Here is a 13,045-nt window from a genome sequence, read left to right as displayed (position 1 = left end):
CGGCGGAGTCTTGGTGAAACGGGAACTCAGCCCACCACGGTGATCCGGTCGGCCGGCGGGGGCGCCACCGTCGGGTGAGCGGCGAAGTAGGCGATCAACGCGTCCAGGTCCACCGGGCCACCGGTGAGGTTCGTGCCCTTGGTGAACTCGGTGAAGCCGTCCCCGCCCGCGGCCAGGAAGTTGTTCACCGAAACCCGGTACTGCGCCGCGTCCTCGACCGGCTTGCCCTCGATCGTCAGGTCGCGGACTTTCGAACCGGCCGGTGCCGACGTCGAGTACGAGTACTTCAGCGTCGACGACACCTGCAGGATGCGCGGCGACGCGCCCTGCCACTGCTGCTCGAGCACGGCCTTGAGGTTCGCGCCGGTCAGCGTGACGGTCTGCATGATGTTGCCGAACGGCTGCACGGTGAACGCCTCGCCGTAGGTCACCACCCCGTCGCCCTCGCCCGCGGGCGACGACGCGAACGTCAGGTCGGCGCGGATGCCGCCGGGGTTGGTGATGGCGACCTGCGCGCCGTTGCCCTTCGTCGCCTCCAGCTGGGCGTCGGCGATCACGTCGCCCAGCGGCGACTCGCCGGACGGCGCGGCCGCCCTCGGCAGGTCGGCGGTGATCGCGCCGATCTTGCGGTTGGCGATCGGCGCCGCCTTGACCTTGGCGTCCTCGATCAGCTTCGTCACGCCGGCGTCGGCAGGCACCGTGCGGGTGACGATCTCGTTGTGCGCCTTGCTCTTCTCGCGCACGACGTCCCGCGAGCGGCGGTCCACCTTCAGGTCGACGACCGGCAGCAGCCTGCCGAACGACGCGCCCTGGATCATCGTGCGTGGTTTGCCGCCCGGGTCGGGAACCACGCAGTTGTACTGCTGGTGGCTGTGCCCGGTGAAGATGACGTCGACCTTGGGCGAGGCCTTGCGGGCGATCTCGCTCGCCGGGCCCGGCGTGGTGCGGCAGTCGTCCGGGCCGCCGCCCTCGGTGTTGTCGCCCTGGTGCAGCAGCACGACCTGGGCCTTGACGCCCAGCCGGTCCAGCAGGTTCGCCGTGCGGTCGATGGCGGCGACCTCGTCACCGAACTTCAGGCCCTTGATCGCCTCCGGGGTGACCACGGACGGCAGATCCTTCAGCGTGACGCCGATGATGCCGATCGGAACGCCACCGGAGAGTTCGATGCTGAACGGCAGGACCGCGGGCAGTCCGTTGTCGAACGTGACGTTCGCACCGAGGAACGGGAACCGGGCACCGCGGTAGCGGTCGCGGAACTGGCAGCCGTCGGCCGGATGACAACCACCGAACTGCATGCGCTTCAGCTCGGCGTAGCCCTCGTCGAACTCGTGGTTGCCGACCACGGACGCCTTGACGCCCAGCGAGTTCAGCAGCTCCATCGTCGGCTCGTCGTGGAACAGCGCGGAGATCACCGGCGACGCCCCGATGTTGTCACCGGCCGAGAGGACCATCGAGTCGCGGACCTCGCTCCGCAGCCGCTTGACGTGCGTCGCCAGGTAGGCGGCTCCACCGGCGTCGACGGTCTTGCCGTCGGGCAGCGTCACCCGGCCCGACGAGCCGGACGGCGGTTCGAGGTTGCCGTGCAGATCGTTGAACGCGATCAGCCGGACATCCACAGTGGACTCGGCGGAAGCACCGGTGACGCTCAGGCCGAGACCGGCGGCGACGGCGAGGCCGACCACGGCGGTGCGGCGCAGCAAGCTGGGCATCTTCACGCGGGCACTCTTGCCGGTCACCCTCGCCCGGTCAAGTGGCCCGGGGCGCCTCGGCCGAATGGCCGAGTCCGGTCGCCGGGGGCGAACCGGTCGACCGAAGTGGCGCACCCACCCGGATTCCTACCTTGATCACATGACGTACGCACAGGTCACCGCCCTCCAATACGGACTGATCGGCTTCCTCGCCATCTGGGGCATCGTGCTGGTGCCGCAGATCGTCGTGCACCTGCACCGCTACGCGATGGTGCTGCCGAAGCGGCTGCTGACCTCGGGCGTCGTCACCATGTACTTCACGTTCACGCTGGCACTGGTGATGCTCCCGCTGCCCGGCCCGAACACGCCGCGGCTGAGCCAGACCGTGCAGCTGCAGCCGTTCCAGTGGGTCGCCGACATCGGTTCGGAACTGCACAAGCACGGGCTGAGCGACGCGCAGTGGTTCACCACGCAGACGTTCAGCCAGCTGGCGATGAACGTCCTGCTGTTCGTCCCGCTCGGCTTCTTCGCCAGGACGCTGTGGCGGCGCGGCATCGTCGGCGGCGCGGCGCTCGGGTTCGGGTTCTCGCTGCTGATCGAGATCACCCAGGCGACGGCGAACTTCGGCACCGCGCCGTTCGTCTACCGGGTCTTCGACGTCGACGACCTCATGGCCAACACCGCGGGCGCACTGCTCGGCTGGATCGCCGCGGCGCTGTTCCTGGCACTGCGCAAGGCTCGCGCGACGTCAACGCGGACGACGGTCCGGCTGCCCATCCCGGACCGCAAGGGGATCCACCTCACCCAGGCGCGCTAACCGCTCCTGCCGACGTAGGGCCGCCTGCCGGGCGGCCCTGCGGTCCTGCGAGACGACGACGATCCCCGCGACCAGGAAGATCACCAGGACGAGGCCGATGACCAGCGCGAAGTCCACGCCCTGCCCCTTCCACGTCGCTGTGTCCCGGATCACTCAGCGTACGCATCGCGTGGCGGGCCCGCCACCATCCGTTCCAGCTGGGCGTCCAGGACGGCCAGCGCGGCAGTGGCGTCGAGGTGGCCGACGAGCACCTGGTCGCCCAGCCCCTCGGCGAGCGCGAACAACGTGACCGCGGTCTGCTCGGGATCGACGGCGCCGCTCGCCCGCCGGACGAGCAGGGTGAGCAGGCCGTGGATCCCGGCGTAGCCCTGCCGGACGTGCTCGGTCACCCGGTCGTCGACCAGGCCCCTGGCCAGGAACGCCGTCGACACCCGCAGTTCGGCGCGACGCGTGTCGTCGGCGGGGATGAACTCGGCCAGCACCTCCCGCAGGACCACGCGGTGCGGCGAGTCGGACTCCAGCCGGGCGCGGATCCGCTCGCCGCCGCGCTCGGAGACGTAGTCCAGCGCGAACAGCAGCATCTCGTCCTTGGTGCGGAAGTAGTGCTGCACGGCCCCCATGGAGACCCCCGCCTGGCGGGCGACCTGCCGAAGGTTGACCGCCTCCAGCCCCTCGGCGTCGATGATCCGCAGCAGCGCGTCGGCGATCTGCGCCCGCCGCTCCTGGTGCTTCGCACCCAGCCCGCGTGTCCGGGTCAACCGGTTGTCACCACCCATCCCCATGCACTTGTATTGCTATGCTACCGTCGGCGTCAAATCAAGTCGCACGCATTGAAATGGGGGATCGCCGTGGTCTTCATCGGCATTCTGCTGATCATCCAGGGGTTCGGCTCCGCGTTGGCCGAGCTGGTCTGGGACACGAACTGGGGCCTGCTCGCACTGGCCGAACGGGCCGTCGACATACCTCTGTGGGTCAACTTCGCCGTCGGCGTGGGCGGCCTGGCGCTGATCGGCGCCTCGGTCAAGCGCGAGCGCAAGTCCTGACCGTCACGGACACACCCTGGGTAACAAAACGCCGGCCCACCAGCACAGATCGGTGACGGCCGCCACGTCAATTTCGCCGTGTTTCGACTCTGGGTCTTACTGCAACCCTCCGATACGGCCATGAGGGTGAGTTGGCGTCACGAGCTGCCCGGAGACGACTCACACCAGTGAGTGCGCGTCGCCGGCCCGGTCCGCAGGGGGACCGGAACCACGACGCCCAGAGCGCATGACGGCCGGGGGGCGGCTGTCAGGCGGGATGGGCGTTCACACCGGTGATGCGCGGTGTGAGAGTGGGATTGTTGATGACGCGCAGCACTGACCGGCGACTGATGTACGCGGCCGGAACGCCCCCGACCAACGGCAACCGCAGCGTGGGTGTGGTCGCCATCGATGCGGTGCCGATCTACCGCGACGGCCTGTCCGCACTGGTGACCCGGACACCCGGCCTGCACTGGGCCGGGCACGCCGCCACCCACCACGCGGCGATGCAACTGTGCGAGCAGGCACGCCCTGACGTCGTCCTGATCGACTCGGGCATCGACCCGAACTGCCACCTGACCCGGCTGCTGCACACCGGAGACGCGACCCTGACCATCGTCGTCCTGGTGCGGGACGCCGCCCGCAACCCTGCCTACCTCGCTGGCATCCTCGCCGCGGGGGCCAGGGCGGCCGTCCCCCGCAACGCCGACTCCCGCCGCGTGATCGAGGCCGTGCGCAGGGCGCACCTGGAACGCCGGTACGTCGACCCGGCGCTGGCGCCGCTGGCCACCCGGCCGAAACGCCGTCCGGCCACCGACGACGGCCAGCCCCCACGGGTCGCCGGTCCGGCCATGCCGCTGTCCCGCCGCGAGTACCAGGTCCTGCAACTGGTCGCGGAAGGCCTGGAGAACTCGGCTATCGCGAAAATGCTGTTTCTCTCGGTGGAGACCGTCCGTACCCACGTCAAGAGCATCCTGCGCAAGCTCTCGGCGCGGGATCGCACGCACGCGGTGACCACGGCTTTCCGGCACGGCCTGCTCATTCCGGAGTCCTGCACGGACGGTGCCGACCTCGCTCCGCTGCCGCAACGGAAGTGACGCCGGTCACCGATCCGTGGATCACATCTGGGCGGTTTCGCTTGCCGCGAGTTACCGGCAGGTAATATCCTGATGTTACCGGCCAGTAGGGATGGCGTGCCCAGCCGGGTTCCCGAGCGACACGGAGAGACGACATGGGCCACTACAAGAGCAACGTGCGTGACCTCGAGTTCAACCTGTTCGAGGTTCTCGGCGTACAGGAGCGCCTCGGCAAGGGCGTACTGGAGGAGTCCGACGAGGAGACCGCCCGCGGTGTGCTCGCCGAGCTGAACAACCTGGCGACCGGCCCGCTGGCCGAGTCGTTCGCCGACGCGGACCGCAACCCGCCGACCTACGACCCGAAGACGTTCAGCGTCACGGTTCCGGAGTCGCTGAAGAAGTCGTACGCCCAGCTGATCGACGGCGAGTGGTGGCGGCTCGGCCTGACCAGCGACCTCGGCGGCTTCGGCCTGCCGCCCACCGTGCAGTGGGCCGCGGCCGAGCTGATCCTCGGCGCCAACCCGCCGCTGTTCATGTACATGGCCGGCGCGAACTTCGCGATGATCGTGCACAAGAACGGCACCGACGAGCAGAAGCGCTGGGCGCGGTTCATGCTCGACAAGGCCTGGGGTGCCACCATGGTCCTCACCGAGCCGGACGCCGGTTCGGACGTCGGCGCCGGCCGCACCAAGGCCGTGCTGCAGGAGGACGGCTCCTGGCACCTCGACGGCGTGAAGCGGTTCATCACCTCCGGCGACCAGGACATGACCGAGAACATCATGCACCTGGTGCTGGCCCGCCCCGAAGGTCCCGGCATCGAGACCAAGCCCGGCACCAAGGGCCTTTCGCTGTTCCTCGTGCCGAAGTTCCACTTCGACTCCGAGACCGGCGAGCTGGGCGAGCGCAACGGCGCCTTCGTCACCGGCCTCGAGCACAAGATGGGCATCAAGTCGTCCAGCACCTGTGAGCTGACCTTCGGCCAGCACGGCACCCCCGCCGTCGGCTGGCTGCTCGGCGAGGTGCACGACGGCATCGCGCAGATGTTCCAGGTCATCGAGCACGCCCGGATGATGGTCGGCACCAAGGCCATCGCCACGCTGTCCACCGGTTACCTGAACGCGCTCGACTACGCCAAGGAGCGGGTCCAGGGCGCCGACCTGCCGAACATGCTGGACAAGACCGCGCCGCGGGTCACCATCACCCACCACCCGGACGTCCGGCGCTCGCTGATGCTGCAGAAGGCCTACGCCGAGGGCCTGCGCTCGGTGTACCTGTACACCGCGACCTTCCAGGACCAGCTGTGGACCGGCGAGGGCGGCGAGGACACCCAGAAGCTCGCCCACCGGGTCAACGATCTGCTGCTGCCGATCGTCAAGGGTGTCGGCTCCGAGCGGGCCACCGAGCAGCTGGTGCAGTCGCTGCAGACGCTGGGCGGCTCCGGCTTCCTGCAGGATTACCCGATCGAGCAGTACATCCGCGACGCGAAGATCGACTCGCTGTACGAGGGCACCACGGCCATCCAGTCGCTGGACTTCTTCTTCCGCAAGATCGTCCGCGACAAGGGCCAGGCGCTGGCCCACATCGCGGGCGAGATCACGAAGTTCATCGAGGCCGAGGGCGGCAACGGCAGGCTCAAGAACGAGCGTGCGCTGCTCAAGCAGGCGCTGGAGGACACCCAGGGCATGCTCGGCGCGATGATCGGTTACCTGACCTCGTCGCAGGAGGACCCGCAGAACATCAACAAGGTGGGCCAGCACACCGTGCGGCTGCTGATGTCCGCGGGTGACCTGCTGGTCGGCTGGCGGCTGCTGCGCAACGCCGAGGTGGCCATCGACAGGCTCGACGCGGGCGCGGGCAAGGACACCGCGTTCTACGAGGGCAAGGTGGCCGTGGCGTCGTACTTCGCCAAGACCGTGCTGCCCGAGCTGACCGCCCGGCGCGCGATCGTCGAGGCCGCCGACAACGACCTGATGGACGTGCCGGAAGCGGCGTTCTGATCCGGTCCCCTGGAAAGGGCCACCTCCGCGACGGAGGTGGCCCTTTTCCGTTCAGCCGCTGTTGAGCCGGGCGGCCTGGCGCATCAGGTGGTCGCGCTCGGCGAGGTTGGCCGCCTTGCCCGCCGCCTCGGCGTACAGCCGCGCGGCCAGTGCCAGGTCACCGGCCCGCTCGTGCAGGTAGGCCGCCGCCGCGGTGTGCCGCGGCAGTGAACCGTCCAGTTCCGCCAGTGCCGCCAGCCCGGCACGGGGTCCGTCGGCCTCGCCGACGGCGACCGCGCGGTTGAGCCGGACCACCGGGCTGCCGGTCAGGCCGGCGAGTTCGTCGTACCACTCGACGATCTGCACCCAGTCGGTCTCCCCGGCGGTCCGCGCGTCGGCGTGCAGTGCCGCGATGGCGGCCTGCGCCTGGAACTCGCCGAGCCGGTCACGGGCCAGTGCCGCCTGCAGGATCCCGACGCCCTCGGCGATCGCGGTGGTGTCCCACCGGCCGCGGTCCTGCTCGGCCAGTGGCACCAGGCTGCCGTCGGGAGCCGTCCTGGCGGCACGCCGGGCGTGGTGCAGGAGCATCAACGCGAGCAGGCCGGATACCTCGGGGTGGTCGATCGCCGCCGCGAGCTGCCTGGTCAGCCGGATGGCCTCGGCGGCGAGGTCGACGTCGCCGGAGTAGCCCTCGTTGAAGACCAGGTAGAGCACCCGCAGCACGGTGGCGACGTCGCCGGGCTGGTCGAACCGCACGCCGGAGACGGTGCGCTTGGCCCTGCTGATGCGCTGCGCCATGGTCGCCTCGGGCACCAGGTACGCCCGGGCGATCTGACGGGTGGTGAGACCGCCGACCGCCCGCAGCGTGAGCGCGACGGCGGACGACGGCGTCAGCGACGGATGCGCGCACAGGAAGTAGAGCTGGAGCGTGTCGTCGACCGCGGGCACCGGGCCCGGCTCCTCCTCGATGACGGTCTCCCGCCTGCGGCGGGCGGTCTCCGACCGGGCGGTGTCCAGGAACTTGCGCCACGCCACGGTGACCAGCCAGCCCTTCGGGTCCCGCGGCGGGACGGCCGGCCAGACCCGGACGGCCTCCAGCAACGCCTCCTGCACGGCGTCCTCGGCCGCCGCGAAGCCGGCTCCGCGGCGGACGAGGACGGCGAGTACCTGCGGCGTGAGCTCGCGGAGCAGGGCCTCGTCCATCCGGACGTTCACTCCGTGATGGTCGGCGGCTCGGCCATCACGGGGCGCAGTTCGAGCCACTCGTGGATCGGCTTGCCACCCGCGCCGGGGGCGGCGGACAGTTCCGCGGCCAGTTCGAGGGCGCGCTCGTAGCTGTCGACGTCGATGATCATCCAGCCGGCGATGAGGTCCTTCGTCTCGGCGAACGGGCCGTCGGTGACGGGCGGGCGGCCCTCGCCGTCGTAGCGGACGAACGTCCCCTCCGGCGCGAGCGCCGTGCTGCCGACGTACTCGCCGGTCTTCTCCAGCCTGGCCGCGAAGGTGTCCATGTACTCGATGTGGGCCGAGATCTCCTCCGGCGTCCACTGGTCCATCGGCACGTCGTTGGCCGAGGCCGGGGCGCCGCGGTAGTGCTTGAGCAGCAGGTACTTGGCCATGGTCGCTCTCCTCGGTGCGGTGGTGACCCATTCTGGTCACGTTCACCACCGGGACGGAGCCGATGACGGGTTCTCGACATCGTTTGGCGGAGATTTTTCGGGGAACTCTCCTGGCATCGCAAACCTGCTGTGAGGAGACGAGCGATGGAGATCGCCGGAATCATCAGCGCGATACTGGTCGGCCTGGTCATCGGGGTGCTCGGCCGGCTGGTCGCACCCGGAAAACAGGGCATTCCAATCTGGCTGACGATCGTGGTCGGCATCGTGGCCGCGTTCATCGGTACGGCCATCGCGCGGGGTATCGGTTACGCGGACACCGCCGGTTTCGACTGGCTGGAGCTGCTGACCCAGGTCGGCATCGCCGTGGTCGGCGTGATGATCGCGGCCGGCGCCTACGGCAGGCGCCGGGTGACGCACTGACCGGTTGGCCGCCGTCGTCCCTCGTGGGGCGACGGCGGCCTGCTGCCTACTTCCGGAAGGCCGCGCAGGCCAGCGCGACGTAGGCGGCCTGCGGTGTCCGCCAGGCGACCGGGACCCAGCGGTCGTCGGTGACCTGCTTACCGTCCGGTCCGACGCAGCTGTACCTGCCGCCGACGACGGGCTTGCCGCACGGGGCGTCCTTCTCCGCGGGCTGGGTGCAGGTCGTGTAGTTGGTGCAGGTCAGCGTGTGCAGCAGTTGCGAAGCGAGCTCCGCGCCTGCCCGCACGTTGAGCTTGCACTTGTTGACGGTGTTGGCGTGCACGAGCTGTGGCTCGGGCTCGGCGGCTCCGGCCTGCGCCGGTAGCAGCACCGCGCCGAGCAGTACGACGGGAAGGACCAGCAGCGCGCGTAGGCGGGACACCCAACCTCCTAGTTCGAGACGACAGGTGTCACCGACAGTATCCATTCCGGCGCCCACGGCAATCACACGATCGGTCAGGGACACAGGACGTGGGGACGTGGCCGGTAGGTCACCGTCCGGGTGTCCCGGCCGGCCTCGGCGCCGGTGCGCAGGTCGTACCGAATCCGCGTGTCGGCGACCGTGAAGCCGGGGATGCCGGGACTCGGCTGGCAACCCGGGCCACCCACCCGCACCGGCGGGTCGACGATGTCGGTCTGCGGGCCGGTCGCGCTCTCCACCCGGAACCGCTTGGTGCCCCAGATCCGTACCGTCACCGACGAGCCCGACGCGACGGCCTGCACGGCGACGCCGGTCGGCCCGTCGTTGGTGAACAGCATGTCCACAGTGGACCCGTCCTCGGCCAGCGACTTGGCGTCCCGCGCCGGCGGGAACCAGTCGATGTAGTAGTCGTGCTCGGTGTGCCCGGCGTCGGCGAGACCGGCCAGGTAGACCGCGTTGTACAGGGTGGACGTGAACTGCGAGACGCCACCGCCGATCAGCGCCGGGCCGGTGCCGTCCTCGTGTACCGGTGCGGCGACGAAGCCGTTGGCGGCCGATCTCGGCCCGGTGCGCTGGTCGAGGCTGAACGTCTCGCCGGGCCGGACGATCGCGCCGGTCACCTTCCCCGCCATGGCGTGGACGTTGGCGACCATCGCCCCGGAGAAGCCGGAGGTGGTGAACTCGCCGACGACCTCCCGGATACCCAGCGCGTTCACCGCGTCGGTCGTCACGCCCGGCCGCTGCGGCTCGTAGACCGCCACCAGCCGACGTTCGCCGGGCTGCTGGATGACCCGCATGAACGGCTCGAACGTCTTCACCCAGGCGACCCGCCTGCCGTCCTCGGCGGGCTGCACCACCGGCCGGTCGCCGGGGAACGTGATCTGGGCGTCCTTGGCCTGCCGCTCGGTCGGCGCCAGCTGCGGGGCGAGGCCCGCCTGCAACGCGTTCTGGTCCAGCAGGACCTCCAGCCTGCCGTCGTCGAGCGGGCGGAACCGGAATCCCGCGGCGATCTCCGCGGGGCGCAGCACGGCGTCGCGCCCGTCGCCCTGGACGATCACCGGCTGGGCGACCGCCTTGGCGACCAGGCTGTCCAGTGCGGCACGCACCCCGGCCGCGGTGGCCTTGGGGTGGGTGACCGACACCGGCACGGTGACGCCGCCGGACAGCAGCCAGTTGTCACGGATCAGTGTGACCGCGCCGTCGATGTCGGTCAGCTCCTGGCCCTGGCGCGGATCGATGGGGTACGCCTCCACGGCGCCGTCACCGGCCGCCGGACGGAACCCGATGCTGCCCTCGGTCATGCCGTGGTTGATCCGCTGGACCGCGAGATCCACGACGGCCTGCCGCAGGAGGTTCGGGTCGCTCACGGTCACCACGCCGACCTCGCGGGAGGTGAAGAACGACAGCAGGCGGGTGATCGGGCTGAACGGCGGATCACCTGCCTGCTCCAGGGTGCGTGGCCAGTCCAGCCCCAGCCCGGAACGGACCGGGTCCAGGTGCACGACGACGTCGCCGGCGGTGATCCGGACCGGCTGGGTGAGCCGCGGCTCCAGCTCGGTCCGCAGCTTCGCCTCGGCGTCCTCGCGGTCCATGCCGCCGACGTCGATGCCCGCGACGGTGACGCCACGCGGGACCGTGCCGATGGTGGCGATGAGGTCGACGGCGTAGGCGATGACGAACGCCACGGCGAACAGGCCGAGGCCGATGAAGACCTTGCCGAGGTTGCGCCGGAACCGGGTGGCGGGTGTCCGCGGGCGCTCCAGCACCGTCGGCATGCCGAGCAGTGCGCCGACCAGCTCCTCGTCGTCTGACTCGGGTTCGTCGCGCACTGCCCCTCCAGCGCTACAAGTAAAGTCCCGTGCCGTGCTCGGTGCGCTCGCTGGCCATGGCGTGGATGTCGCGTTCCCGCATCACCAGGTACGCCTCACCCTGGATCTCCACTTCCAGCTGGTCATCCGGGTTGAACAGTACGCGGTCGCCGACCTTGACGTTGCGAACGTTGTTGCCGACACCGAGGACGTCACCCCACGCCAGCCGGCGCGCCACCTGCGCGGTCGCCGGAATCACGATGCCGCCGCTGCTGCGCCGCTCACCCTCCTCGCCGGACAGCCGGGCCAGCACGCGGTCGTGCAACATCTGGATTTCGAGCTTTGCCGCTGTGGGCAACGATGTATTGGGGTCCGACACGCGGGTCATGCTACGTGGCCTCGGTATGCATGCCTGCCATCACCAGCTCCAAGGTGCCCGCCCCGTCCGGCGCGATCCGCACCGGGACACCCCAGTCCTGCCGGGTCACCCGGCAAACCGGGTGCTCGGCGTCGCTGTCGCAGCTGGCCGCCTGGGCGACGACCTGCAGCACGCCCTCGGTGACCGCGCCGGCCAGCCGCAGCGTGCGGGTGAGGTCGGTGCCGGTTCCGGCACCCTCGGCGAGCAGCTCCGGTGGCGAGGCACTGATCTCCAACCTGGTCGACGGCCCGTAGCGATCGTCCAGCTTCTCCCCAGGGGGAGGGGTGAACACGACGGCGAACTCCAGCGTCCCCGGCGCGAGCACGGTCGGTGGCCTGCGGACGACGTGCTGGTCGCCAGCCACGGTGGTCTGCTCGACGGGCAGCACGGACACGCGGTGCCCGGCCGATTCGACGACCAGCAGCCCGTCGGCGGTCACCAGTAGCCCGGACGGCTCAGCGAGGCCGGTGGCCAGCGTGGACACCTCGGTCGTCGACGGGTCGTAGCGGCGGACGGCCCCGTTGTAGGTGTCGGCGATCGCGACCGAGCCGTCGGGCAGCACGGCAACGCCGAGCGGGTGCTGCAGCAACGCGTCGGCCGCCGGGCCGTCGCGGTGGCCGAAGGAGAACAGGTCGGTGCCGACGGCCGTGTGCACCGTGTGGTCGCGGTCGAGCCAGCGCAACGCCGACGTCTCGGCGTCGACCAGCCAGAGCCGGTCCTCGGTGGCGGCGAAGCCGGACGTCTGGGCGAAGAACGCCTCCCGCGCCGGCCCGTCCCGCAGGCCCTCGACCGTGGTGCCTGCCAGCCGTTCGACGTGGCCGGTCAGCGGGTCGAACGTGCTCAGCGTGTGGTTGCCTGCCATGGCGACCACGACCGCGCCGTTCCACCAGGTGACGTCCCACGGGCTGGTGAGGACGGTGTCCGGGCCGTCACGCCACTGCTCGCCGGTGCCGGCGACGGTCGTGACCTCGCCGGTGTCGAGGTCGAGCCCACGCAACAGGTGAGCGGCCGTGTCGGCGACGACGACGTCATAACCTGCCCGTTCGGCGACGTCGGGCGGCAGGACGGCGAGGCCGCCGGGCTCGGTGAACGGCTCACCCCGGCGGCCGGTGCCGTACCGGCGCAGCACGGTGGCGCCGTCGGTGCTCAGCTCGACGACCGAGTGGTTGCCGGTGTCGGCGACCAGCAGCCGTCCGTCCGGTGTGGACACCGCCTTGCTCGGGAAACTGAGCGCGGTGTCGGCCCGCTCGACCGGGATGTAGGGGCTACCGCCGCGGCGGACGTCGTGCTTGTCGACCAGGCCGGCGATCACCCGGCGCAGCGCCTCGGCGTGCCCCTCCCCGGCCGCGACGTGCACGACGTAGCCCTCCGGGTCGATGACGACCAGCGTCGGCCAGGCCCGGACGGCGTACTGCGACCAGGTGACCATGTCGGGGTCGTTGAGTACCGGGTGGTGCACCTCGTAGCGGCGGACGGCGGCCTCGATGGCGTCGGCGGTGCCCTCGTGCAGGAACTTCGGCGAGTGCACGCCGATGGTCACCAGCTCGTCGGCGAACTCGGCCTCCAGCGGGCGCAGTTCGTCGAGCACGTGCAGGCAGTTGATGCAGCCCGAGGTCCAGAAGTCGAGCAGGACGATCTTGCCGCGCAGCTCGGCGAGGCTGACGGTCCTGCCGCCGGTGTTGAGCCACAGGTCACCGGTCAGCTCGGGGGCGCGCACGCGCGCCTGGGTTCGAGGCGTCAC

13 protein-coding genes are annotated in these 13,045 nt (G+C 70.4%); 5 read left to right on the top strand and 8 right to left on the bottom strand.

Features of this window, described 5'->3' with window-relative positions; translation table 11 throughout:
- Positions 1–26: 26 nt before the first annotated feature.
- Positions 27–1,709, bottom strand: coding sequence for a bifunctional metallophosphatase/5'-nucleotidase (locus EWH70_RS04515; RefSeq protein ID WP_130474244.1), 1,683 nt, complete (start codon positions 1,707–1,709; stop codon positions 27–29).
- Between the two features lie 139 nt (positions 1,710–1,848).
- On the opposite strand from EWH70_RS04515, the gene EWH70_RS04510 reads away from it, so the two are divergent.
- A complete protein-coding gene (locus EWH70_RS04510) occupies positions 1,849–2,505 on the top strand; it encodes a VanZ family protein (RefSeq protein ID WP_130473944.1) in 657 nt (218 codons plus the stop codon).
- A gap of 149 nt (positions 2,506–2,654) precedes the next feature.
- On the opposite strand, the gene EWH70_RS04500 is transcribed toward EWH70_RS04510, so the two are convergent.
- Positions 2,655–3,263, bottom strand: a complete 609-nt coding sequence (locus EWH70_RS04500) for a TetR/AcrR family transcriptional regulator (RefSeq protein WP_165436149.1) — start codon at positions 3,261–3,263, stop codon at positions 2,655–2,657.
- Positions 3,264–3,353: 90 nt separating this feature from the next.
- Between EWH70_RS04500 and EWH70_RS04495 the strand changes: the two genes are divergently transcribed.
- The 3 genes from EWH70_RS04495 to EWH70_RS04485 all read left to right on the top strand — a co-directional run bounded on the left by EWH70_RS04495 (position 3,354) and on the right by EWH70_RS04485 (position 6,600).
- On the top strand, positions 3,354–3,548 hold the full coding sequence (locus EWH70_RS04495; RefSeq protein ID WP_205669025.1) for a hypothetical protein: 195 nt from the start codon (positions 3,354–3,356) through the stop codon (positions 3,546–3,548).
- Between the two features lie 302 nt (positions 3,549–3,850).
- Positions 3,851–4,624: a response regulator transcription factor gene (locus EWH70_RS04490; RefSeq protein WP_165436148.1), complete on the top strand. Its 774-nt coding sequence runs from the start codon at positions 3,851–3,853 to the stop codon at positions 4,622–4,624.
- 134 nt (positions 4,625–4,758) lie between these two features.
- Positions 4,759–6,600 carry an acyl-CoA dehydrogenase gene (locus tag EWH70_RS04485; RefSeq protein ID WP_130473941.1) on the top strand — a complete coding sequence of 614 codons (1,842 nt, stop codon included), beginning with the start codon at positions 4,759–4,761 and terminating at the stop codon, positions 6,598–6,600.
- 51 nt (positions 6,601–6,651) lie between these two features.
- Here EWH70_RS04485 and EWH70_RS04480 read toward each other — a convergent pair whose 3' ends face one another.
- Both EWH70_RS04480 and EWH70_RS04475 read right to left on the bottom strand, forming a co-directional pair.
- The gene (locus EWH70_RS04480; RefSeq protein ID WP_130474241.1) at positions 6,652–7,782 is read right to left on the bottom strand and encodes an RNA polymerase sigma factor; all 1,131 of its coding nucleotides are present in this window, start codon (positions 7,780–7,782) and stop codon (positions 6,652–6,654) included.
- An 8-nt stretch (positions 7,783–7,790) separates the two neighbouring features.
- A complete protein-coding gene (locus tag EWH70_RS04475; protein WP_130473940.1) occupies positions 7,791–8,198 on the bottom strand; it encodes a YciI family protein in 408 nt (135 codons plus the stop codon).
- 144 nt (positions 8,199–8,342) lie between these two features.
- Between EWH70_RS04475 and EWH70_RS04470 the strand changes: the two genes are divergently transcribed.
- A complete protein-coding gene (locus EWH70_RS04470) occupies positions 8,343–8,618 on the top strand; it encodes a GlsB/YeaQ/YmgE family stress response membrane protein (RefSeq protein WP_130473939.1) in 276 nt (91 codons plus the stop codon).
- A 46-nt stretch (positions 8,619–8,664) separates the two neighbouring features.
- Here the strand turns inward: EWH70_RS04470 and EWH70_RS04465 are convergent, their stop codons facing one another.
- The 4 genes from EWH70_RS04465 to EWH70_RS04450 form a co-directional block, all read right to left on the bottom strand.
- Positions 8,665–9,039, bottom strand: coding sequence for a hypothetical protein (locus EWH70_RS04465; RefSeq protein WP_240686791.1), 375 nt, complete (start codon positions 9,037–9,039; stop codon positions 8,665–8,667).
- A 74-nt stretch (positions 9,040–9,113) separates the two neighbouring features.
- On the bottom strand, positions 9,114–10,907 hold the full coding sequence (locus EWH70_RS04460) for a VanW family protein (RefSeq protein WP_240686790.1): 1,794 nt from the start codon (positions 10,905–10,907) through the stop codon (positions 9,114–9,116).
- A 13-nt stretch (positions 10,908–10,920) separates the two neighbouring features.
- Positions 10,921–11,274, bottom strand: a complete 354-nt coding sequence (locus tag EWH70_RS04455; RefSeq protein ID WP_130473938.1) for a GroES family chaperonin — start codon at positions 11,272–11,274, stop codon at positions 10,921–10,923.
- A 1-nt stretch (position 11,275) separates the two neighbouring features.
- A complete protein-coding gene (locus tag EWH70_RS04450; RefSeq protein ID WP_130474238.1) occupies positions 11,276–13,021 on the bottom strand; it encodes an NHL domain-containing thioredoxin family protein in 1,746 nt (581 codons plus the stop codon).
- Positions 13,022–13,045 lie beyond the last annotated feature (24 nt).

The organism is Amycolatopsis suaedae, from assembly GCF_004214935.1.
In the GTDB taxonomy this organism is placed as follows: Bacteria; Actinomycetota; Actinomycetes; order Mycobacteriales; family Pseudonocardiaceae; genus Amycolatopsis; species Amycolatopsis suaedae.
Note: the sequence above shows the minus strand (reverse complement) of the source record. Positions and strands in the feature narration are given on the sequence as shown.